At 62.6% G+C, this 23,884-nt stretch carries 13 protein-coding genes; 4 read left to right on the top strand and 9 right to left on the bottom strand.

Annotated features, from left to right (window positions below; genetic code table 11):
• The first annotated feature begins 65 nt into the window (after positions 1-65).
• Positions 66-839, top strand: coding sequence for a ParA family protein (locus ACN6NG_RS28045; protein WP_063423312.1), 774 nt, complete (start codon positions 66-68; stop codon positions 837-839).
• Between the two features lie 119 nt (positions 840-958).
• On the opposite strand, the gene trxC is transcribed toward ACN6NG_RS28045, so the two are convergent.
• From trxC to ACN6NG_RS28025, 4 genes are all read right to left on the bottom strand, one after another.
• Positions 959-1,393: a thioredoxin TrxC gene (trxC, locus tag ACN6NG_RS28040; protein ID WP_063423313.1), complete on the bottom strand. Its 435-nt coding sequence runs from the start codon at positions 1,391-1,393 to the stop codon at positions 959-961.
• A gap of 136 nt (positions 1,394-1,529) precedes the next feature.
• Positions 1,530-2,990: a protein adenylyltransferase SelO gene (gene selO / locus ACN6NG_RS28035; protein WP_063423314.1), complete on the bottom strand. Its 1,461-nt coding sequence runs from the start codon at positions 2,988-2,990 to the stop codon at positions 1,530-1,532.
• Between the two features lie 45 nt (positions 2,991-3,035).
• The gene (gene mscK / locus ACN6NG_RS28030) at positions 3,036-6,344 is read right to left on the bottom strand and encodes a mechanosensitive channel MscK (protein ID WP_474317281.1); all 3,309 of its coding nucleotides are present in this window, start codon (positions 6,342-6,344) and stop codon (positions 3,036-3,038) included.
• 35 nt (positions 6,345-6,379) lie between these two features.
• Positions 6,380-8,122, bottom strand: a complete 1,743-nt coding sequence (locus ACN6NG_RS28025; protein ID WP_019473139.1) for a potassium/proton antiporter — start codon at positions 8,120-8,122, stop codon at positions 6,380-6,382.
• A 179-nt stretch (positions 8,123-8,301) separates the two neighbouring features.
• Here ACN6NG_RS28025 and ACN6NG_RS28020 point away from each other — a divergent pair, with 179 nt between their 5' ends.
• Positions 8,302-10,452 carry a dermonecrotic toxin domain-containing protein gene (locus ACN6NG_RS28020; protein WP_474317279.1) on the top strand — a complete coding sequence of 717 codons (2,151 nt, stop codon included), beginning with the start codon at positions 8,302-8,304 and terminating at the stop codon, positions 10,450-10,452.
• Between the two features lie 42 nt (positions 10,453-10,494).
• Here ACN6NG_RS28020 and betA read toward each other — a convergent pair whose 3' ends face one another.
• From betA to betI, 3 genes are all read right to left on the bottom strand, one after another.
• Complete coding sequence (gene betA, locus ACN6NG_RS28015; RefSeq protein ID WP_063423317.1) at positions 10,495-12,192, bottom strand: choline dehydrogenase; 1,698 nt, start codon at positions 12,190-12,192, stop codon at positions 10,495-10,497.
• A 77-nt stretch (positions 12,193-12,269) separates the two neighbouring features.
• Positions 12,270-13,742, bottom strand: a complete 1,473-nt coding sequence (gene betB, locus ACN6NG_RS28010; RefSeq protein WP_016502024.1) for a betaine-aldehyde dehydrogenase — start codon at positions 13,740-13,742, stop codon at positions 12,270-12,272.
• A gap of 39 nt (positions 13,743-13,781) precedes the next feature.
• The gene (gene betI / locus ACN6NG_RS28005; RefSeq protein ID WP_016502023.1) at positions 13,782-14,438 is read right to left on the bottom strand and encodes a transcriptional regulator BetI; all 657 of its coding nucleotides are present in this window, start codon (positions 14,436-14,438) and stop codon (positions 13,782-13,784) included.
• Positions 14,439-14,917: 479 nt separating this feature from the next.
• On the opposite strand from betI, the gene ACN6NG_RS28000 reads away from it, so the two are divergent.
• Both ACN6NG_RS28000 and ACN6NG_RS27995 read left to right on the top strand, forming a co-directional pair.
• Complete coding sequence (locus ACN6NG_RS28000; protein WP_063423319.1) at positions 14,918-16,921, top strand: BCCT family transporter; 2,004 nt, start codon at positions 14,918-14,920, stop codon at positions 16,919-16,921.
• Between the two features lie 195 nt (positions 16,922-17,116).
• Complete coding sequence (locus ACN6NG_RS27995) at positions 17,117-21,718, top strand: dermonecrotic toxin domain-containing protein (RefSeq protein ID WP_474317274.1); 4,602 nt, start codon at positions 17,117-17,119, stop codon at positions 21,716-21,718.
• A 15-nt stretch (positions 21,719-21,733) separates the two neighbouring features.
• On the opposite strand, the gene ACN6NG_RS27990 is transcribed toward ACN6NG_RS27995, so the two are convergent.
• Both ACN6NG_RS27990 and ACN6NG_RS27985 read right to left on the bottom strand, forming a co-directional pair.
• Positions 21,734-22,501: a divergent polysaccharide deacetylase family protein gene (locus tag ACN6NG_RS27990; RefSeq protein ID WP_353456631.1), complete on the bottom strand. Its 768-nt coding sequence runs from the start codon at positions 22,499-22,501 to the stop codon at positions 21,734-21,736.
• A gap of 8 nt (positions 22,502-22,509) precedes the next feature.
• Positions 22,510-23,826, bottom strand: coding sequence for a S41 family peptidase (locus ACN6NG_RS27985; protein WP_016502020.1), 1,317 nt, complete (start codon positions 23,824-23,826; stop codon positions 22,510-22,512).
• Between the last annotated feature and the right edge of the window lie 58 nt (positions 23,827-23,884).

The following is a 23,884-nucleotide window of genomic DNA, read 5'->3' as shown; positions in this document are numbered from 1 at the left end:
TGGCGCTGGCCATTGCCGCAGTGGCGCCACATACTCGGGCATTCGTTGATACACGGAGGTCTCTCATGCGGCGCGTGGTGTTCAATCAGAAAGGTGGCGTGGGCAAGTCGAGCATCGCCTGCAACCTGGCGGCGGTCAGTGCCAATGAAGGCTACCGGACCCTGTTGATCGACCTGGATGCCCAGGCGAATTCGACCCAGTACCTCACCGGCCTGACCGGCGGGGACATCCCCATGGGTATCGCCGACTTCTTCAAGCAAAGCCTGTCCAGCGGGCCGTTCAGCAAGAAGAACAAGGTCGACATCTACGAAACCCCGTTCGACAACCTGCACGTGGTCACGGCCACTGCCGAGTTGGCCGACCTGCAGCCCAAGCTTGAGGCCAAGCACAAGATCAACAAGCTGCGTAAGTTGCTCGACGAGCTGGACGAGGACTACGAGCGTATCTACATCGATACCCCGCCGGCGCTTAACTTCTACGCGGTTTCCGCGTTGATCGCCGCTGATCGTGTGCTGATCCCCTTTGACTGCGACAGCTTCTCGCGCCAGGCCCTGTACGGCCTGCTGGCCGAGATCGAAGACCTCAAGGAAGACCACAACGAAGACCTGATGGTCGAAGGCATCGTGGTCAACCAGTTCCAGTCGCGCGCCAGCCTGCCGCAGCAGATGCTCGACGAACTGCTGGCCGAAGGCCTGCCGGTGCTACCGGTGTACCTGGGCAGCTCGGTGAAGATGCGCGAATCGCACCACGCCAGCCTGCCGCTGATTCACCTGGAGCCGCGGCACAAACTGACCCAGCAGTTTGTGGAGTTGCATTCGTTGTTGGAAGAGAACGTATAGGACTGAGCGGCCCAAGTGTGGGATTTGGTTCTTGTTGTGAGGCGGATATCCAGCGCCGCCCGGGCGGCGCTCGATCTCACAGGCGCCATCCTGCTAAAGGCATGCACCAGAAAACACACCTAAACCCCTTGGCTACGCACCCACTCCAGCAACGACTGGAGTGGAAACGCCCCGGCCTGGCGGCTGATTTCGCGCTCGTTCTTGAACAGCAGCAAGCTGGGGATCGAACGGATGCCCAGTTGCCCGGCGAGGTTGCGGTTGGCTTCGCTGTCGAGCTTGGCCAGGCGGCAGCGGCCGGCAAGTTGGCGGGCGGCCTGTTCGAAAGTGGGCGCGAAGGATTTACACGGGCCGCACCAGTCGGCCCAGATGTCGACCAGCAGCGGCAGGTCGCCTTTGATCTGGCTGGCGTAGCTGGCTTCGGTGAGCTCGAAGGGGGTGCTCAGCAGCACGTCCTGTTTGCAGCGGCCGCATTTCGGTGAATCGCCCAGGCGCTCGGCGGGCAGGCGGTTCAGGCCGTTGCAGTGGGGGCAGGGGATTACCAGTGGGTCGGACATATCAATTCCTTGTGTTGTTTGTTCGGGCCCTATCGCCGGCAAGCCAGCTCCCACAGGGGTACCGCTTGCCTCAAGTCTGGCACGTTACCTGTGGGAGCTGGCTTGCCGGCGATAGGGCCGGTAGAGCAATCATCAATCAGGAAGAGCAGCTGATTTCCAGGTGCTTGCCCCATTCCGGCGGCCGCTCGGCGTAGGCCTGCATCCCGGGCTGTTCCTCGAAGGGTCTGGTCAGTACCTGGTGCAATCGCCGCACTTCACTGTAGTCCCCCGCTTCAGCCGCTTCGATGGCTTTTTGCGCCAGGTAGTTGCGCAGCACATACAGCGGGTTCACCGCATGCATCCGTTTACGGCGGCCTTCGGCATTGCCGGGTTCACGTTCACAGCGGGCCAGGTAATCTGCACCCCAGGCATCGAAGCCGGCCAGGTCGATGAAGTCGTCGCGCACCACTTTCAGCGCATCGGCCACCGGCTGCTCACCGAGTTTTCGGAAGAACAGGCTGTAGTCCACGCCGCCACGCTGCATGCACTGCAGCAGGCGCTCGACCAGTGCCATATCGTCGTCCTCGGCAGTGGTCAGGCCCAGACGCCGTCGCATCAGGTCTAGGTAGTGGGCCTGGTACAGTGGCAGGAACAGCCCCAACGCTTCCTTCAACGGCTCAACCTGGATCACGGTGGTCAGGGCCTGGGCCAGCGCGCTGAGGTTCCAGTGGGCGATGGGCACCTGGTTGGCGTAGCTGTAGCGGCCACGGTCGTCGGAGTGGTTGCAGATGAAGTTGGCGTCGAAGTCGTCCAGGAAGGCGTAAGGGCCGAAGTCGAAGGTGATGCCCAGGATCGACATGTTGTCGGTGTTCATCACCCCGTGGCAGAAGCCATAGGCTTGCCAGCGGGCGATCAGTTCGGCGTTGCGCTCGACGATGGTGTGGAACATGGCCAGGTACGGTTGTTCGGCGTCACGGCATTCGGGGTAGTGCTGCTCCAGGACATGATCGATCAGCACGCGTTGCTGCTCGGGCTGCTTGGTGTAGTAGAAATACTCGAAATGGCCGAAACGCACATGGCTCTGCGCCAGGCGCGTCAGCATGGCGGCGCTTTCGCGGGTTTCACGCCACACCGCGGTGCTGGAGCCGATCACGCACAGCGCCCGGCTGCTTGGGATACCCAGGGCGTGCAAGGCTTCCGAGGCAAGGAATTCGCGTATCGACGAGCGCAGCACGGCGCGGCCATCGCCCATCCGTGAGTAAGGGGTCTGGCCGGCGCCCTTGAGGTGCAGATCCCAGTGCTCGCCTTTGTCGTTGAGTACTTCGGCCAGCAGCAGGCCGCGACCATCGCCCAGCCGTGGGTTGTACGAGCCGAACTGGTGGCCGGAATAGACCATCGCCCGTGGGTCGGCTTCTTCCCACAGCTTGTGGCCGCTGAACAGCTCGGCGAACACCGGCAGGTCGGCCTGGGCGGGGTCGAGCTCGAGCAAGGCCATGGCCGACTCGCTGGCTACCACCAGGCGCGGGTCTGCAATGGGCTCGGGCAGCACCTGGGTGGAGAACGCATCGCCCAGGCGGGCGAAGCGGTTGTCGAAGGTGAGTTGGTCGAGGGCTTTCACGGGCTGCTCCTGAGATTCAGCACAGAATAAAGCATTCGAGCCCACTCAGGCCGGTGCAGTGCCATCCGGTTTAGGTTGCTCCAGCGGAATCAGCTGCTGCTTGCCGCCCTTCTGGTCCATCAGGAACACCTCGACCTGGCGTACCGAGATCTTGATGTTGTGAGCCTTGAACTCGCGGTTGATGTAGCGGTTGATCTCGTCCAGCGTCGGGTTGCGGTCGCCCAGGTCGCGCACGTGCATGCGCAACTCGTGGTCCAGCGAGCTTTCACCAAAGTTGAGGAAGTACACGATCGGTTCCGGGTCCTTGAGCACGCGCGGGTTTTCGTGTGCGCCCTTGAGCAGCAGGTCGCGTACAAGGTCCAGGTCAGAGCCGTAGTCGATGCCCAGCTTCAGCGTTACCCGGGTGACCGTGTCGGTCAGCGACCAGTTGATCAGCTGGCCGGTGATGAAGGTCTTGTTGGGGACGATGATGTCCTTGCGGTCGAAGTCGGTGATGGTGGTGGCGCGGATGCGGATCTTGCTCACCGTGCCCGACAGGTTGCCGATGGTGATGGTGTCGCCAATCCGTACCGGGCGCTCGAACAGGATCATGATGCCGGAGATGAAGTTGGCGAAGATTTCCTGCATGCCGAAGCCCAGGCCCACCGACAACGCGGCCACCAGCCATTGCAGCTTGTCCCAGCTCACCCCCAGGGTCGACAGGGTGCTGACGATACCGATGCCGACAATGGTGTACGACAGCAGCGTGGTGGTGGCATAGGCGCTGCCCTGGGCCAGGTTCAGGCGTGACAGCACCAGCACTTCCAGCAGGCCCGGCAAGTTGCCGGCCAGGGCGAACGTGATGCCGACAATTACCAGCGCACCCAGCAGGTCGCCAAGGCTTATCGGCACCATGCTGGCGGCGGCGCCGGTGCCGCTGGTGTATTCGTACAGGACGAAGTTGTTGAGGTAAGCGAACACCGAGATCAGGTCTGCCCACACCCAGTACAGGCCGGCGATGAAGCCGCCGAGCAGGGCCAGGCGGATCAGGCGCAGCGACTGCTGGTTGACCTGCTCGATGTCCAGCGTCGGCTCTTCGGTGATGACTTCGCCATCCAGCCCTTCCTTGGCCGCTGCCCGTTTGCTGAGCGCGCGCTGGTAGGCCAGGCGCCGTGCCGCCACCGACAGGCCGCGCACGAACGCCGCCTCGATCACCAGCCAGAACAGCAGCAGGTACAGGGTGTAGATGAGTCGGTCGGTGAGCTTCAATGCGGTGTAGTAGTAGCCGAAACACACGGCGACGAACAGGGCGATGGGCAGTGCGGTGAACGCTACACCCACGGCCCTGCGGAACAGCGAGGTGTCGCGGTGCGCGGGGCTGCTGAGCAGCAGGCGGCTGAGCAGCCAGGCCATCAGTGCGTAGCAGGTCAGCACCACGCCGATACCCAGCACATCGTCGGCCAGCGCCGAAGGCTGGTGCTCGGCCACCGCCACCACGCCCACCAGCGCCAGCACCACGGTGCCCAGGCGGCGAACCCAGCCGCGCAGGAACTCGACCTGCGGTTTGTGCCAGCGGAAGTGGACTTCCGCCACGCCACCGGGTGCGAGGATACGGTAGGCGGTGTAGAACACCAGCCAGGCCTGGGCCAGCTGCCAGAGTGCGGCGCCCAGGTTGGCATTCTGCCCGCGGGCGTCGATCTGCAGGGCGTAGCTGCACAGCGCCAGGCCAAGGCTGACCGGCATCGCCAGGAGGATGTTGATAAGGATCGCCTGGGGCGTGTGCCACTGGCTGTCACGGCGGAAGTGGCCGATGTCCTGGTGCACCTTGCCCAGCCGTTGGTACAGGTACTTGCGCCGCCACAACAGGGCGCCGATTACCAACAACAGCGGCAGGAACAGCAGCGGGCGCTGGCTCAGGCCGTCGGCCAGCTCTTTCAGGCCCGAACCCCACGGCAGGTTGGCGACCTGGTCGGCCAGGCGCTGGGGTACATAGCTCAGCCAGTCCCAGTCCAGCGGCTTGTTGCTGGGGATCCAGAACATCTGTTCGTCGAGGGTGGTGCGCAGGCTCTGCGCGGTGCCCAGCAGCTGCTTCTGGTTGAGTTGCAGGGTAATCGACTCGTTGAGCAGTGCCGACAGTTCGCGGTTCAGGCGCTCGAGCAGATCGCTGCGGGTGATCGCCACCTCCAGCAGGGCTTTGCGCAAGGCCGGGGTGACGTCTGCCTGCGGCTGGCTGGCCAGCAGTTTGTCGACGTAGGTAACCGGGCTGCTCATTTGTTCGCGTTGCTGATTGATCTCGAACTGGTACAGGCGGATATCGGCGATCTGGTCGGCCAGGTCACGGTCGAGCTTGAGGTGCGGTAGCGCCTGCTTCTGTTTGTAGAGGATCTTCGACAGCAACAGGCTGCCCTTGAGTACGCTGATCTGCTCGTCCAGCGCCTGATCGGCCTGGGTCAGGCTGTCGAGTTGCTGCTTGGTGCGCAAGTTCTGTTGGGTCAGCTCGTTGAGGCGGTCGGTGCTTTTGAGCAGGTAGTCGGAAAGCTTGAGGTTGGCCGCGCTCTCGCTGGCCAGCAGGCTGCTGCCGCCGGCTTTCTGGGCCTCGATCGATTGCTGGGTGACCGCCTCTTGCGACTGGGCCAGCCGTTTATCGTTGATCAGCGTCTGCAGGCCCTGGATTTCCTGCTCCAGGCGCGCGGCACGCTCGATCAACAGGTCGTGGCGGGCGTTGCCCAGGTCTTGCAGCAGGCTGTTGCCAGCCAGTTCCTGGCGGCGCAGCAAGGTAAGTGCGTTGAGTGAGGCCAGCTCGGCATTGAGTTGGTTGCGCTGGTCGGCGTTGATCGATTTGCCGCCATCCTTGCCGGTTTTGAGGATGCTGTTGATCTGCTGGGTACGGGCCTGGCTGTTGCTGATTTCGGCCTGGGCGCGTTCCGGGCGGGTTTGCGAATTGATGATCAGGCTGTTGGCTTCGGACAGCGCCTTCTGCAGCTCGCCCTGCTGGGTGTTGCGTTCGCTGAGCATTTGCTCGAGCTGTGGCACGCTGAGGGCGGCGTAGCGTTGAGCGACAGGCTGCGCCTTGCTTTCCTTGAGCCGGGCCAGTTCCTTCTGGCTGTCACTGGTTTCCTTGGGGGCACTGGTCAGCTGCTGCTTGAGCGCGGCGAGCTTCCTTTCGTTGTCTTCCTTGCTGGCAAGCAGGCTCAACGTCTGTTCGAGCACTTGCTGCAGGGCCTTCTGGTCAGCCTCGGGCAGTTTGCGCTCGGCGATCTTGTCGAGGCTGTTCTGGATGTTGGCGGTGGTCGGGGCCTCTGCTGCGGTGGCCGCAAAGGAAAGGGACAGGCACAGCCCGAGCAGGGCTGTGCGAAGGTACACGCGCAGGGACATAGGCAAACTACTTGTGGATCCGGCAGAAACGAAGTTTAGAGGAACAATCCTGGTCCGGGTCGCGTTCCTTCGGGGAATCTGACGCCTACTTTCTGGATCTTGTTCCCGTCCATGGTTGCCACGGTCCAGATCGTGCCATGCCAATCGACCTGGTCACCTACTACTGGAGCGCCTCCGACCTTCTGTCGGATGAACTGCGCCAGCGGCATTTTCGCGTCCAGGCCATCGAGTTTCAGGCCGTAAAGTGCTGCCACCGCACCCAGTTCGGCATCGCCTTCGAGCACGAAGTCGCCAAAGAACCGCAGGTCCAGGCCGCGCTGTGGTGCCTGGCTGAACAGCTTGCCCAGGGCCGGCAGGTTGTGCTCGTGGCCGATCACGCAAAGCATGTCGCCCACTTCCAGCACGGTACTGCCCGATGGGTGCAGCAGTTGCTCGCCACGGAACAGGGCGGCAATCCGCGTGCCTTCGGGCATTTTCAGCTCGCGCAGGGCGGCACCGATGCACCATTTTTCGGCGCCCAGGCGGTAGACGAACATTTCCCACTCGCTGGTGATGTGCACTTCTAGGGCGGAGCGGGAGATCGGCGCCGGGTCTGGCGGCACCGTCACTTTCAGCAGTTTGGCCATCCACGGCAGGCTGGTGCCTTGCACCAGCAGTGACACCAGCACGATGAAGAACGCCAGGTTGAAGAACAGCTGGGCGTCTGGCAGGCCGGCCATCAGCGGGAACACCGCCAGAATGATCGGTACCGCGCCGCGCAGGCCTACCCAGGAAATAAAGCCCTTTTCGCGGCCATGGAAGGCCTTGAACGGCAGCAGTGCAGCGACCACCGACAGCGGCCGCGCCACCAGAATCATCCACAATGCCAGGCCTAGCGCCGGCAAGGCGATGGGCAGCAGGTCGTGGGGCGTGACCAGCAGCCCCAGCACCAGGAACATGCCGATCTGGGCCAGCCAGGCCATGCCGTCGAGCATGTGCAGGATGCCGTGGCGGCTGCGGATAGGCTTGTTGCCCAGCACCAGGCCGCACAGGTACACGGCGAGGAAGCCGCTACCGTGCAGGGCGTTGGTCAGCGAAAACACCACCAGGCCGCCGGCTACCACCAGGATCGGGTACAGGCCACCGGCCAGGTTGATGCGGTTGACCAGCTGCAACATCACCCAGCCGCCACCCAGGCCCAGCAGCCCGCCAATGCCGAACTCGCGCAACAGGTGGCCCAGCAGGCCCCAGTGCAGGCCGGTCTGGCCGCTGGCGATCATGTCGATCAGGGTGACCGTGAGGAACACCGCCATCGGGTCGTTGCTGCCCGACTCGATCTCGAGGGTGGCGGTAACCCGCTCGTTCAGGCCTTTGCCGCCCAGCAGCGAGAACACCGCAGCGGCGTCGGTGGAGCCGACGATGGCGCCGATCAGCAGGCCCTGGATCAGGCTCAGGTTGAACAGCCAGGCTGCAACCAGGCCGGTGAGGGCGGTGGTGATCATTACCCCGACCGTGGCCAGCGACAGTGCCGGCCACAGCGCCACGCGGAAGCTTGCCACCCGCGTGCGCAAGCCACCGTCGAGCAGGATCACGGCCAGTGCCAGGTTGCCCACCAGGTAGGCGGTCGGGTAGTTGTTGAAGATGATGCCGCCACCATCGACACCGGCGACCATGCCGACGGCGAGGATGATGACCAGAATGGGGATGCCCAGCCGCGACGACAGCGAGCTGACCAGAATACTTGCACCCACCAGCAATGCGCCGATCAAGAACAGGCTGTTGATGGTGCTTGCATCCAAAGGCAGGTACTCCGAGACAGCGGCGGGAAGGGACGTGGTAGCGCGTTTTTCAGCAAAAGCTAGCAGGTCGCGTGCCAATCGATTCTAACCCGAGGCCAGCGCAGGCTGTAAAGCGATACCGCATCGTCGCTGCGGCTTGCGGCTGCAATGGTGCGCCCATTATCAGGCAGGCGCGTAACATGAACGTCAAAGCACCCATTTCTCTCGCCCAGGTGGCCCAGCGCCTACTCGGAAAATTTCCTGATTTGCACAACTTGGCGCGCCAGGCGGCGGGCCATGTGCTTCGCCGCCAGCTAGGTTACTGGGTGGATCCGGACGGGCTTTACTGGCACGAGTTCCAGTCGGCGGCCAGTAGTTCGTCGAGCTTCACTGGCTGGTGCCACAACGGGCCGCCACTGCGGTCCTTGAGCCTGACCGAGCTGGTCATCCAGCGGTTCAGCCCGCAGCAGCAGGCCAGTGCTGACGAGCTGAGTATTTACGGTGGCTTCTACCGGGTCGATGCCAGCCACAGGGTCTATGACGAGCGCAACGAGGTGCGGCTCGACGCACAGCAGGTCTTGGCGGCGTTCTGGCGATTGGATTTTGCGGGGCGCTACACCGAGGCACTGCGCCAGTTTCGCTCGCGCCATGGCGAAGACTATTGTGTCTTGGCCCGCGCCCGCTTCCTTGCCGCTGTGGGCCAATCCACGTTGAGCGACCCTGAGCGCCAGGAGCTGGTAATGGCAACTGTCGCTGTACCCGGTTTGCCGAGTACCGTGCAAGGCTTGCGACAGGACCAGCAAGCGAATGCCCAACATGGATGGAGCGCACTGGCCATCGGCGATATCAGCGCCAGGATGCTGTTCTTGCGTAAGCTGAAGACTGGCAGGTTGTGCCTCTATCTTGCCGATGCACAGGATGTCGTGCAGGTATTCGACGATCGCCACGCGTTTCAGGAATGGATGGCTGACCAGGCAGCCACGGATGTGGGGCGAGAGCGGCTGGTCAGGTTGTTCGTCGGGGACGGGGTACTGGCGCAGTCGTTGCGCCCGCGTTTACGCAATTACTTCAAGTTGTTCGCGCAGTCGCGGGGCGACACCATGATTTCCGGGCCGGCCATCGCAGGGGACTTGTTCGTCCATCTGCGCGATGCGGTCATGGACGATCTGGCCAGCGATGCTCATGAGCGGCTGACCACCAACGCACAACTGCGCAAGGCCGATTGGCTGGCGGGCTTGCAAGCAGCGAGTTTTATAATCGCGCCGATGACGCCGCTTGGCTGGCCAGTGATATTGGCATCGCTCGGTCTGGGTACCGCAAGCCTGGCTCTGCATCTGGACCGGGCAATCAATGGCAAGCAGGCCTGGCGCACAGCTGCATGGTGGTCAGTACTGACGGATATTCTGTTCATTCTGCTTGATATAGCGATGATGCGTGCCAGCGAGCTGTTCACCGATGGCCACGTCCCCCCGCGTGTGGCTGGTCAGGCGCAAGCCTCTGCCGGCAAGGTCGACTGGGGGCCTTACATGGCCCCGGCGGCAGACGAATTGCTGGCTACGTCGGATCAGGCGCTGGCGCGGCAGGAAGCCCTGTTGGGCGCGGTGCCGTGCGCTGATCTCGATGCCGTGGGGGCCAATGGCGAGTATCTGGATGCATTCAGTGAGCCGTATCCCGTCTATCGCGATGAGCACGGCTTTGGTTCGCCCGCCATTGCCGAGTACACCAGCTCGCCGGAGCGCTACAACAACCTGTGGCGGGGCATGTCGCTAGAGGGCAGTCGCGCCGGGAATATCCAGCGCAGCCACGACCTTGCCCGCGCACTGGGGCAAATTGGCGTCAGTAATCAGGTGAGGCTGTACCGGGCGGCTTCCAGCCTGCGGGGCACGGGTTTTCAGGTATCTGGTGAGGGTGCCATTGACGTGGGTGATGTGCTGGTGACCACCGACTTCACGTCATTCACGGAAAACCCCTATGCCCTCTGGGAGGTTTTCAATGGCCCTCAGACCCAGGTCAGCGGCCGGAGTGCTTTTGATGAAAATGCCTTGGTGTATGTATTGGAACCAGGCGAGGACATGCAGGCGACGCCGATCGGGCCCTTTTCAAGGCGACCAGATGAGGCAGAGTCTTTGATGATGCCCGGGCGCTACCTGCAAGTGGAAAAGATAACGGCCGTTCAAGGGCACAACTATCACTTTACGGAGGTGTGCCTGAAGGCACTGGCGCAGGCGCCAAGCGGGAATACCGTGCGTGAGATGCGCACCGGAATGTTGTTCGACCGCCAGGCACTGGCTGTGCGACTGGGCAGTGAGGATGACTCGTTGATGCGCACCTTCTTTGCGGTGCCCACCTGAGCAAAAGTGAAAGGGGCCGCTGTGCGGCCCCTGATCAAGGTTTCAACCCTGCTTCACTTCACGCATCGGCTTGCCTTTCACCGGCGCATCGCCCGCCACATAGTACTTGGCAGTGCTGCGCGGCAGCGGCTTGCGGCCACGGATCTTGTCCGAGATCTTTTCGGCAATCATGATCGTGGTGGCGTTGAGGTTGCCGGTGATGATCAGCGGCATGATCGAGGCATCGACCACACGCAGGCCTTTCATGCCATGCACGCGGCCTTCGCCGTCGACCACTGCCATGTCGTCGGTGCCCATCTTGCACGAGCAGGACGGGTGGAAGGCGGTTTCGGCGTGCTCGCGGATGAACTTGTCCAGCTGCTCGTCGGTTTGCACGTCGGCGCCCGGGCTGATCTCGCGGCCACGGTACGGGTCCAGCGCCGGCTGGGCCATGATCTCGCGGGTCAAGCGGATGCCGTCGCGGAATTCCTGCCAGTCCTGCTCGGTGGACATGTAGTTGAACAGGATGCTCGGGTGCTGGCGGGGGTTTTTCGACTTGGCCTGGATGCGACCACGGGCAGGCGAACGCATGGAACCCATGTGAGCCTGGAAGCCGTGTTCCTTCACGCCATTGGAGCCGTTGTAGTTAATGGCCACCGGCAGGAAATGGTACTGAATGTTCGGCCACTTGAATTCAGGGCGGGTACGGATGAAACCGCCAGCCTCGAACTGGTTGCTGGCGCCGATGCCGGTGCCGTTGAACAGCCACTCGGCACCGATGGCCGGCTGGTTCCACCACAGCAGCGATGGGTACAGCGATACCGGCTGGGTGCAGGCGTACTGCAGGTACAACTCCAGGTGGTCCTGCAGGTTTTCACCAACACCTGGCAGGTCGTGTACAACCGGGATGTCGAGGCTTTCCAGCAGGTGACGCGGGCCGACGCCGGAGCGCTGCAGCAGCTGCGGCGAAGCGATGGCGCCGGAGCTTACGATCACTTCCTTGCGGGCACGGGCTTCCACACGCTCTTCGCTGTCGCCAACCAGGTAGGTCACGCCAACGGCACGCTTGCCGTCGAACAGGATACGGTCGCTCAGGGCATGGGTGACGATGGTCAGGTTCGGGCGCTTCTTGGCCTGGTCCAGGTAGCCACGGGCGGTGCTGGAGCGGCGGCCGTTCTTGGTGACCGAACGGTCCATCGGGCCGAAGCCTTCCTGCTGGTAGCCGTTGAGGTCTTCGGTGCGCGGGTAACCAGCCTGCACGCCGGCCTCGACCATGGCGTGGAACAGCGGGTTGTTGCCGGCTTTTGGCGTGGCAACGCTGACCGGGCCTTCACCACCGTGGTAATCGTTCGGGCCGATGTCACGGGTTTCGGCTTTACGGAAGTACGGCAGGCAATCCAGGTAGGTCCAGTCTTCCAGGCCTGGCAGCTCTGCCCAGCCGTCGAAGTCCATGGCGTTGCCGCGGATGTAGCACATGCCGTTGATCAGCGACGAGCCACCCAGGCCCTTGCCACGGCCACATTCCATGCGGCGGCCGTCCATGTGCGGCTCCGGGTCGGTCTCATACGCCCAGTTGTAGCGGCGGCCTTGCAGCGGGAAGGCCAGGGCGGCGGGCATCTGGGTGCGGAAGTCGAAGCGGTAGTCGGGGCCACCGGCTTCCAGCAGCAGTACGGTGACGCCGGCGTCTTCGGTCAGGCGGGTAGCCAGGGTGTTACCGGCCGAACCGGCACCGACGATGATGTAATCGAATTCTTGGGACATGAAAGTACCCTCGTGTTGGCGGTGATCAGGGAGCGGGAACGCCCGTGCACAGTGGCACGGGCGTGGCTAGACAGGGCTTAGAAAACCGAGTTGTAGCCGCCCAGCTCGACCTGGACCGACTTGATGCGAGTGTATTGAGCCAGCGAGCTGACGCCGTTCTCACGGCCGACGCCCGACTGCTTGTAGCCACCGACCGGCATTTCGGCCGGCGATTCACCCCATGCGTTGATCCAGCAGATGCCGGCTTCCAGCTTGTGGATGATGCGGTGGGCGCGGGTGATGTCGTTGGTGCACACACCGGCGGCCAGGCCGTACTCGGTGTCGTTGGCACGACGGATCACTTCTTCTTCGGTCTCGTAGGACAGAATGCTCATGACCGGGCCGAAGATCTCTTCCTTGACGATGGTCATGTCGTCGGTGCAGTCGGTGAACACGGTCGGGGCCACGAAGGCGCCCTTGGCGAAGTCACCTTCGGTCAGACGCTCGCCACCGCACAGTACGCGGGCACCTTCTTCTTTACCCTTGGCGATGTAGCCCAACACGTTTTCCATGTGGGCGAAGCTGACCAGCGGGCCGAAGTTGGTGTTTTCGTCTTCCGGGTTGCCAACACGGATGCGGGCAACGCGCTCGGCGATCTTGGCTTCAAAAGCAGCTTTCATTTCAGCCGGGATGAACACGCGGGTGCCGTTGGTGCACACCTGGCCCGAGCTGTAGAAGTTGGCCATCATGGCGATGTCGGCGGCCTTGTCCAGGTCGGCGTCGGCGCAGATGATCAGTGGCGACTTGCCGCCCAGTTCCATGGTGACTTCCTTCAGCGAGGAGCTGGAGGCGCTGGCCATGACTTTCTTGCCGGTGGTGGTGCCGCCGGTGAAGGAGACTTTTTCGATGCGCGGGTGCTCGGTCAGCCAGGTGCCGACTTCGCGGCCGCTGCCGGTCAGAACGTTGAACACGCCATTTGGCAGGCCGGCTTCGGTGTAGATCTCGGCCAGTTTCAGGGTGGTCAGCGAGGTGACTTCCGACGGCTTGAAGATCATCGCGTTGCCAGCGGCCAGGGCCGGGGCGGATTTCCACAGGGCGATCTGGATCGGATAGTTCCAGGCGCCGATACCCACGGTCACGCCCAGCGGCTCGCGGCGGGTGTAGACGAAGGACGATTCGCGCAGCGGGATCTGCTCGCCTTCGATGGCCGGCACCAGGCCTGCATAGTATTCCAGCACGTCGGCGCCGGTGACGATGTCGACGTAGCGGGTTTCGGAGTACGACTTGCCGGTGTCCAGGGTTTCCAGCTGGGCCAGCTCATCGTTGCGCTCGCGCAGGATGTCGACGGCGCGGCGCAGGATGCGCGAACGCTGCATGGCGGTCATCGCAGCCCAGACTTTCTGGCCACGCTCGGCGCTTTCGACAGCTTTCTCGACGTCAGCCTCGGTGGCACGTTGCACGTGGGCGAGGACTTCGCCGGTAGCCGGGTTGATGGCTTCGAAAGTGGCATCGCTGCCAGCGTCGACGTAAGCGCCATCAATGTAGAGTTTTTGCGTTCCGAAACGGGCCATAGTGTCCTCGCAAGTGCAGTGTGTGGTTTGGCTTGCGCGTCACGCTCCTGCTGGGTTGGCAAGGGCCGTGCGTGCTTGTTCAGCGGCCTGGTCGTTTGTGCCCAGGGTGTGCTGTTTAGCCAGTTGTAGATCCATGTATTCGTAAGCAATCCGTATCGCCTGGCCGGTGTCGAATGCATCACCCGACAGGGCGCCACGCAGCCACAGGCCGTCGATCAGGGCTGCCAGGCCGCGGGCTGCCTTACGCGCATGGTAGAGCGGCAGGGCGCGGCGGAACTGGCAGCACAGGTTGGAATACAAGCGGTGGTCGTTGATCCGCTGCAACCTGTGCAAATCGGGCTGGTGCATGCTGGAAGCCCAGAAGGCCAACCAGGTTTTCATTGCCGGGCCGTTCACCTGGCTGGCATCGAAGTTGCCCTCGATGATCACTTTCAGGTGAGCGCGCGGGCTGTCGTCCGTCAGGGCCTGACGGCGTGCTCTGACGCCTTCGTTGAGCATGCTCATGATGTAACCCATCGTCGCTGCTATCAGGCCGTTCTTGTCCCGAAAGTAGTGACTGATGATGCCGTTCGACACACCGGCCAAACGGGCAATCAGCGCAATGCTGGCGTCCCCCAGACCGACCTGATCGACCGCCTGCAGCGTGGCTTCGATCAACTGCTGGCGGCGGATGGGTTGCATACCGACCTTGGGCATCTTGCTATCTCCTCAGGCCTGCGAGCAGACGACGGGCGGCTGACTCGGCGAAGGCCAGTCTATTTTGTTTTGATTGAACGTTCAATCAATAAAGAATAAGCTCTGCGACAATTTGTGCCATTGACAGCTTACAAGGCGGTCCAGAAGGCACGGATTGACACCCCAGGAAATCGCGTAACCCCCGGAATACAAGGCGTTGACGGGCATGAGCGATGCGAAATGCAGATTCTGCCGTACGGCCACTGGCCCTGCGACAGGCCCTTGGAGCGGGCGGGGTGATCTGTGACGAATGCGCGCACCTCTGCGGATGCGTGGGCATTTTCTGCAGGCCACCTGTCTGTTTTTTTGCAACGTATCGATTCGGGATCACGGTTTCCAGGGTGCTTTTATAACACCTGACGCAGTGGGGATATTCCACCAATTGCTCGGGAAAGAATGATTAGCCTCCACAAAGCCGTACTGCCCGGAGCATTCGTGCAATGAGTTCTGCCTCACTTACCAAGCCCCCCGCCGAGAGGGTACGGGTCAACCGCGTAGTGTTCTTCACCTCCGCGCTGATGATCCTTGTTCTGACTGCCTTGCTGATCGCTGTACCCGATACTGCCGGCCAAGTGCTGGGCGTAGCCCAGAAGTGGCTGACGCGCACCTTCGGCTGGTACTACATGCTGGTGATCTGCGGTTACCTGCTGTTTGTCGTTTTCCTGGCGTTCTCCGATTACGGCAAGCTCAAGCTTGGCGGCAAGGACGACCAGCCCGACTTCAGCTACGGGGCCTGGGCGGGCATGTTGTTCTCCTCTGGTATCGGTATCTCGCTGCTGTACTTCGGCGCCTCCGAGCCACTGGACCACTACTTCAACCCACCTGAAGGCACGCCAGCCAGCCTCGAGGCCGCGCGCCAGGGCCTGCAGCTGACCTTCCTGCACTGGGGCCTGCACGGCTGGGCGATCTACGCCCTGGTCGGCCTGGCCGTGGGTTACTTCGCCTACCGCCATAATCAGCCCCTGGCACTGCGCTCGGCGCTGTACCCGCTGGTGGGTGAGCGTTGGGTCAAGGGTGCTGCGGGCAACGCGGTGGACATCTTCGGGATGTTCGTCACCCTGCTGGGCCTGGTAACCAACCTGGGTATCGGCTCGATGCAGGTGTCTTCGGGCCTGGAATACCTGTTCGGCATGGACCACAGCAAAACCAACCTGCTGGTAGTGATCCTGGTCATGGCAGGTGTGGCGACGGTGGCTGCGGTGTCCGGCGTGGAGAACGGCATTCGCCGCCTGTCCAACCTGAACATCATGCTGTTCAGCGGCCTGCTGATCTTCGTGCTGCTGGGCGGCGAAACCCTGCACTTGCTCAACGGCCTGGTGCAGAACGTCGGCGACTACCTAAATGGCATCGTGCTGAAGACCTTCGACCTGTACGTCTACGAAGGCGAAGCCGGCAAGTCCGAGCGCTGGCTCGGCCTGTGGACCGTGTTCTACTGGGCCTGGTGGATTTCCTGGGGCCCGTTCGTTGGCATGTTCATCGCGCGTATCTCCAAGGGCCGCACCGTACGCCAGCTGGTCATGGGCGTGCTGCTGATCCCGCTGGGCTTCACCCTGGCCTGGCTGTCGATCTTCGGTAACACCGCACTGGACCTGGTGATCAACCAGGGCGCCGTCGAGCTGGGCAAGACCGCCCTCGAACAGCCGTCGATGTCGATCTACCAACTGCTTGAATACTTCCCGGCCGCCAAGATCGTGATCGGTGTGGCGGTGTTCGTCGGCTTCGTGCTGTTCCTCACCCCGGCCGACTCCGGCGCAGTGATGATGGCCAACCTGTCGTGCAAAGGCGGCAAGGTGGACGAAGACGCGCCGCACTGGATGGTAGTGTTCTGGTCGGTGATCATCACGCTGGTTACCATCGGCCTGCTGTTTGCCGGCAACTTCGAAGCCATGCAGACCATGGTCGTGCTGGCGGGCCTGCCGTTCTCGGTGGTGCTGGTGCTGTTCATGTTCGGCTTGTACAAGGCCATGAAGCAGGATGTGGCGGTCGAGCAGGAGCGCGCCGAGCTGGCCGCCCGTGGCCGCCGCGGCTTCAGCGAGCGCCTGAGCCAACTGGACCTGCAGCCGACCCAGGCCGTGGTGCAGCGCTTCATGGACAAGCACGTAAGCCCGGCGTTGAAAGAAGCCGCTGCTCAGCTGCAGGCCTTAGGCTTCGAGGTGGAAACCCGCTTTGGCCAGTCGCGCAACCTGATGGGCTTGCGGGTGATGATGGATGAGGGCAACCCGTTCGTCTACGAAGTGAGCCTTGACGGCTACATGGCCGCGCCGAGCGAGGCGCCGGTCGACGGTGAGCCTGAACTGCGCCAGCGCTTCTACCGCGCCGAGGTCTACCTGCACGACGGCAGTCAGGAGTACGACCTGATGGGCTTCGCCCCTGAGCAGATAGTGCGTGATGTGCTCGACCAGTTCGAGAGCCATCGCCAGTTGCTGGGGCGTGTGTATAGCTGATCGATAGACGCGGCAAGGGCCATGCCGGAGTGGAGCACGGCCCTTGTCCTGCCTGACTGCCAGGTCGGCAGGTGAGTAAATATGTAAGCCTCATTGGGTGGCGCGGTTGCGCATGGTAACGGCTCATATCCGTAGCTGGAGCCAATCGCATGACCCTTACCACCGAGCACTTCGCCCCCCCCTGCGCAGCGGGACGTGATCGCCGCACAGTTCGCAACACGCCCGACGTTGCGCCAAGTATTGGACGCCAAGCTGTTCAGCGCCCTCGTCGCACGTTATCCAAAGCTGGCCTCTCACTTTCCCGAGCATGATTCCAGCGAAGGGTTTACCGTGACCCTGGCGCGCAATGGCAAGATCGACCTGCAGAGCCTGGCCACGGTGTTGCTCGACGGGGTGGTTCAAGGCCGGCCGGTAGCCTTCACCGAGCAGCATCACCTGAGCGCCGAGCCTCCCGCCAACGGGCTTTCCGAGGTCATCGAACACAGTGGCTTGCAGTCGTTGAACGTGCAGTTGCACGAAATGAATGCTGTTTTCGATGAAGTCCTGGCCTCGCTGGTCGAGGATTTTCAGCGGGCACAGATCGACTACTGGAATGCCGAAGCCCGCCCGAACCCCGATGATGCCGGCGTCGGCAGGCACCGCTGGATGCAGCAAGCGCTGCGCATGGCGCTGGCAGGCAGCGTATCGCGGGCCCCGTTGGAGGATGACGAACGCGCCTTGGTCAACGAACTGCTGTTGGGCGTGAGCGGGGTCCAGGTCACCACGCTGGGGTTTTCCTGGGCCGTTGATGAGCGCGAGCAGGTGTTCATGCCGGGGGACCTGTTGATCGAGGCCGAGCGAGACGAGCGCAAGCTAATCCTGTGGTGCACGCTGTCTGGCGCGGTCAAGGCGTTCGCGGATGTGCTGGCGTTCAGCGAAGCGCTGCGTGACTACTCGGTGGGGCGCGGCCGGGCCGACGAGCTGACCTGGCGCAGGTATGCCTTCGAGGGTGATGCCTTCATGCAGCAATCCGGGTTGCTGCTGAACCTGCTGCTTGATGATGTGGCGCAAGTCAAATTGTCGTCGATGGCCGATGGTGCCGAACTGGAAGCGGTGATGAGCGTACTCACCGATCCGTCCCGGCACTTCCTCAACGAGGACCGTTCTGGCGATATCGACGTGTCTTCGACCTTGCCTGAATGGCTGTTGGCCGCCAGTAGCCGTGACCGCTTCGAGTATCAGGTGGCATTGCTGGATGCCTCGATCGCCCAGGCGCTGAGCAAGGGGCGCAGTTCGCTGGGTGGTCTGCAAGACCTTCACAGCTATGCCGCAGAGCGCTTGCGTAAGCAGATGCTCGACGATTACCCAACTGAGGCCAACTACTTCCCGGATGACCTGATACTGAAGGTGTCCATCCCCGACACCACTGTGGACAAAGACTTGCCCGTCACCCTCAAGGATGGCGGTAGCCTGACCCTCACCGAGCTGGCCATCGGGCACCTGGATGCCCTGTCGGGTGGCATCATCAGCAGCATTAGTCACAAGAAAAACCAGTTGATCATGGACTGGATGAATCCGGTCTACATCAGTGGCCTGATCGAACGTGTGGATATTGGCGGCAACTATCCTCTGCATGCCGCCGAAGTGCTCAATGACAGGGCCACATTAACGGAGCGCGGCAAGTTGTTTGGCCGTGAATGGCGTCATGGACTGTTGTTCGACGGCTTGAGGGCCAAGGTCGAGGGCAGCCTGAGCGAGAGTGCCTGGCGTGCGCTGGCCGAGTTCTGCCGCAGCGGACGGGATCTGAGGGTAAATGTGGATATCGCCCCCTTGGCCTTCAGGGCAGACCCTGACCGGCGTCAGGTCGACGAGGTCGCGTGCATGTATGTGATCGCCCTGACCCACCCGTCGGTGGTTCTGCTGTACCGGCCGCTTTATGCGCAACAGACGCTGCTGCAGTACGACGATCAGGGCGGCCTGATGAACGCCATAAGGCAGCCTGGCGATCTGCAGGACAGCGTGCTCGCCTGGTTGCCGGAAGGTGCGCGATCCATCTACGCCTACGGTGGCTTCATCGAGCCTCACCTGGGCCGCCCGATCATCGATACTTCGATCCTGCCATCACCGGTCGCGCCGCCGAGATTGAAGTTGCAGAACTATCTGGCCGACATCGACGTGGGCATGTTCGCCAGCAAGCGCGCAGCGCTGATCGAACTGGCGGACCGGCAGACGGTATCCAATGCCGAGCATCGCTGGGCAGTGGTGAAGACGTTCGGTTGGCTGTTCTTCGACCTGGTTGCGCCGGTATTGCCGGGCCTGCTGGGCCGGGTCGCCGCCGTGGTGGGCCTGCTGTCGCCTTTGCTGGAAAAGACGCCAGCTTCGGAGCGTGGCCTATCGGATACGGTAATGAGTGCGAACCTGGTGGCTACCGTAGCCATGGCGCTCATGCATGGTCGACAGGGCGAGATTGCCCGCGCACCGCAAATGATTCATGCCGAGCCGATCTACAGGGCCCTTGCACCTCGAGACCCTGCTATCTGGCGGCCGGCTGAGGTGGTGTCCACATTGGAAACCTCCATCGGCTCGCTACGGGAGGAAGTCGGGCCGGTATCGCTGGGACACGGTTGGGGGCAAGGGCCAGTGGCACAAGCCAAGGCGTTGGCCCCGTATGTCGCCGATATCGATCTGACTGGCGCTACGCGCAGCGATGGCCTCGAGCGGGTTGGCGAGCGGTTCTATGTGGTTATCGACGGGAATGCCTACCAGGTGCAGCACGACGACCATGGGCGGCGCATCGTTGGCCCTGACGGTGAGCATGGCCCGCTGTTGGTGGATGATGGCCTATGGCGCATTAGAACCGATGGTTTCCTGGCCGGAGGCGGAGGTCGACGTGAGGGGAGGGTACCGCAGCAGCAATACGACCACGCGGTGAGTCAAACTACGGAACTGCTCATGGAGCTGGAGCAGCGTCAATACGACACGGTCAGGTTGTCCCAGGAATGCCGGCGCTTGTCCTCGGAGCTTACCGTGCTCAACGGCATGAGGGACAGGTTCCAGCAGATGCCGGACCAACAAGCTGAGCAGCGTGCGCGCCTGGTCGCCTCCACCGAAGAAAAGATCGCGACGAAAAAGGGCGAGTACCGCGAGGTAAGCATCCAGTTCGTGAGCGACCTGCGTAACACCATCGGCCGGAACAAGCGACTGGTCAGTCTGCTGGACACCGCTGCCGAATTGAGAGCCCGCTACTCCAGATTGACATCCCGGATCGCGCTGGAGGTGATCCAGCAGTCGCGACTTGAGGCGTACGCCGAGATCGTCAGATGCAGCGAAAACATGCTGCACCAGCTACTGCAAAATGCTGAGCCCGGTGAAGTCTATCGGTTGGAGGATGAGCTGGTGGGGCGTACGATCAGCGAGGTAGAGGGGCAGTACCTGGAGTACAAACGCCGCATCCTCGGCCTGGTCGAAATTACCAAGCAGGTTGTGGAGGCGAGTGCCAACCTCGACGAGTTCATCGTCGTGGTGCCTGAGGATCATGTGATGAGTTCGGTTCTGGATGAAAATGGCCAGCCGAATACCCTGGGTAGATTAGTCACAAAACGTACAGTCACGACGCTGGACATGCAGCTCGGGCAGGCTATGTTCCATGCAGAGCTCTCGTTCAATCTGGAGCAGGAAGACGCTGTCAATCGGGCGGACGACAGGCGCAAGCTTGTCAGCGAAGCGTTGAAAGTCGCCAGCAATGCCCACGCCCAACTCCTTACAAGCAACCTGCCGCCCGCAGATCGTATCGAAGTGCTGCAAGTGGCCTGGGATGAATACAGCGGCGCCATCATCAATAGCATCGACATGAAGCGCGACGTGGACCCCGTTGTGAATCGCGCCATGCTCGAGGCTTTCGAACAGGACATGATGGCGTTGAAGCAGTCGGCCAATACCCTGCTGGTCGAGGCAACGTGGGAGCTTGAGGGCCGAACTCCCTCGGCACGTCGCGCCTATCCTGTCGAGCAGGCGCAGCAGTTCGTGGTGTATGGCCGGGACGGTCAGATTGCCATAGGCCGTCAGGTCGATGAAGGGGGGGCGCCCGTGGTCGAGGTGACCAGCCGATCGGGCGATATGGCGGTGCTCAAGCGCTTCGACAGGGTCGATGGCGTATGGACCGAGCGTGTGCCAGCCCCGGTAGTACCTGACCGCGCCCGGGCAGAGCTGGTCGGGCATGCCCTGTATTTGCTGTCCGAGGACGCGCCCCTGGAGCGAATGATTGAACAAAAGGCGCGCGACGGCGTGAGCACTCGAGATCTGAAGAACCTCCTCGACGACCATATCGGCCAGCTCCGTACACATGCCGACGCGTTGCAGAGCGGCGAAGGTTTCACCCATGGAAAACTGGTCGAAAAGCTGAGCAGTTGGACGCAGAGGCGCCAGGACTTGCTGATCAAGGTCTATTCCACTACGCCTTACCCTGAAGCCGAGGGTTTACGTTACTTGCATGAGCAACAGCGGATTTCGATCGAATACCGTGGTCCGCGGAAGGTGCTGAAGGACAATTCCTCCATGGATGAATATGCGATTCGCCTGCGCGACAGTAAGGCTGGCAAACCCAAAAAAATCATCTGGGCCGCGCACTTTCACTTCGCTTCCCCAGATGCCTTGCCGGCAGAGTTCACAGTGGGCCATCTCAAGACCTGGGAGCAGCGCTTCCTGGGCCCCCAGGATGCCCCCGTACTGGCTGAGCGCGGCCAGCGACTGCATCGGGGCCGGTTGACGCTTGCCCAGGCATCGGCTGTTTTCAGCGAGGCCTGGAACCGCCCATCCTGAACCTTGCGCTGACGATCAGCGGTTATGGTAACGGCCATTGCGGCCATGCGCTGGCATGGCCTGGTTGGCGCGTTCCGCGATCATCTGGCGCAGGCCGATCAATTCGATCCCCTGGCTCTTGAGCCGGGGGATTTCCCGTTCCAGCACTGCCAGGGTCTGTGGATAAGGGTGGCCGATCAGCACCGCCGAGCCTTGCTTGCGCGCCAGGGCGATACCTTGTTGCAACTGACCGCTAATGGCTTCGGGTGTGCGTACGTCATCCAGAAATACATCCCGTGACACATGCGCGACATCCTGTGCCTGCGCCTCGGCTGCGGCGACGGTGGCGGCACTGGTGCGGCTGTCGACAAAGAACAGATGACGCCGCTGCAACTCGCCCATCAACCAGGCCATGGGTTCACGCTGTGCGGTCATGCGGCTGCCCATGTGGTTGTTGATGCCGGCGGCGTAGGGCACCTTCGCCAAGGCCGCCTCCAGGCGGCGGGCCAGTTCCTCGATGGCGATGCCCGGGTGCCAGGCATATGGCCCGGTGGCCGGGTCCATCGGCATGTGCAGGATCACCGTCTTGCCGGCCTTGTGGGCCTGGCGGGCGAAGTCGCTGGCGTGCGGGGTGTCGGGCATGATCGCCATGGTCACCGGCCCAGGCAGGGCCAGGGTTCGGCTGTCACGGTCGGGGCTTTGGCCCAGGTCGTCGATGATGATGCTCATGTAGGCCTTGCCGGCCGGCGCCGCTTGCGCGACCCCGGCCAACAGGCAGAACAACAGACACAGCAGGTAACGCATCGTGTGGATCATTTGCCCGAGGTGATGTTCAGCCCTTTGAGCAGGCTCAGGGCCTGGCTCAGCTGGAAGTCATCGTCCTGTGGGCGTTCCTTGCGCTTGCTGCTGCCGGTCGGCCGGTCGGCGCCGCCGTTGCCGTTGCCCAGGTGGCCCTGCAGGTCGGCTTCCTTGAAGTTTTCGGTGTCGACTTCGGCGGTGAGCTTGGCTGGGCGCACTTCGATGTCCGGCACGATGCCCTGGGCCTGGATCGAGCGGCCGTTGGGGGTGTAGTACAGCGCGGTGGTGAGTTTCAGGGCGCGGTCGTTGGCCAGCGGCAGCACGGTCTGCACCGAGCCTTTGCCGAAGCTGTCGGTACCCATCAGCACGGCGCGCTTCTGGTCCTGCAGGGCACCGGCGACGATCTCGGAGGCCGAGGCACTGCCGCCGTTGATCAGCACCACAAGTGGCACGCCTTCGCTGGCGTCGGCCGGGTCGGCCGAGAAGCGCAGTTCGGAGTTGGCGATGCGGCCCTTGGTGTAGACGATCAGGCCCTTGGTCAGGAAGTGGTCGGCCACTTCTACCGCCGACTGCAGCACGCCGCCCGGGTTGTTGCGCAGGTCCAGCACTACCCCGCGCAACTTCTTGCCGTTGTCCTTGCGCAGCTTGGCCAGCGCCTTGCCCACTTCGTCGCCGGTCTTGACCTGGAACTGGGTGATGCGGATGTAGCCATAGTCGTTTTCCAGCAGCTGGCTCTTCACGCTCTTGACCTGGATTACCGCACGGGCAAGGGTCACGTCGAACGGGTTGCCGCCGTCACGCACCAGGGTCAGGGTGATTTTTTCGCCGATCTTGCCGCGCATCTTGTCTACGGCTTCGGTCATGGTCTGGCCACGGGTAGGGGCGCCGTTGATCTTCACGATCAGGTCGCCTGCCTGCACACCGGCACGCGAAGCCGGGGTGTCGTCGATTGGCGAGACCACCTTGATGAAGCCGTCTTCCTGGCCCACTTCGATGCCCAGCCCGCCGAACTCGCCGCTGGTGCTTTCCTGCAGCTCCTGGAAGTCCTCGGGGCCGAGGTAGGCGGAGTGCGGGTCAAGGTTGCTGAGCATGCCCTTGATGGCGTTTTCCAGCAGGGTCTTGTCATCCACCGGTTCGACGTAGGCAGCCTTGATGCGGTCCATGACCTCGGCGAAGGTGCGCAGCTCTTCCAGCGGCAGCGGTGCCTTGGCGGTCACCTCGGTGGCTGGCACTGCGGCGGCCTTGGCCGGCTCTGCGGCGGTGGCCAGGGGCGCGCCGACCGCCAGGGCGATGGACAGGGCCAGCTGGGTGAGACGAGGCGAGTGCAGCATGTCGAACGAACTCCTGATCCTGTAAGCGCTCCCTGGGGAGCATCGGCGCAGCATTCAG

The sequence above is a fragment of the Pseudomonas sp. TSO6 genome (assembly GCF_056098905.1).
The sequence above is the reverse complement of the archived record's forward strand: the minus strand, read 5'-3'. Positions and strand labels throughout refer to the sequence as shown.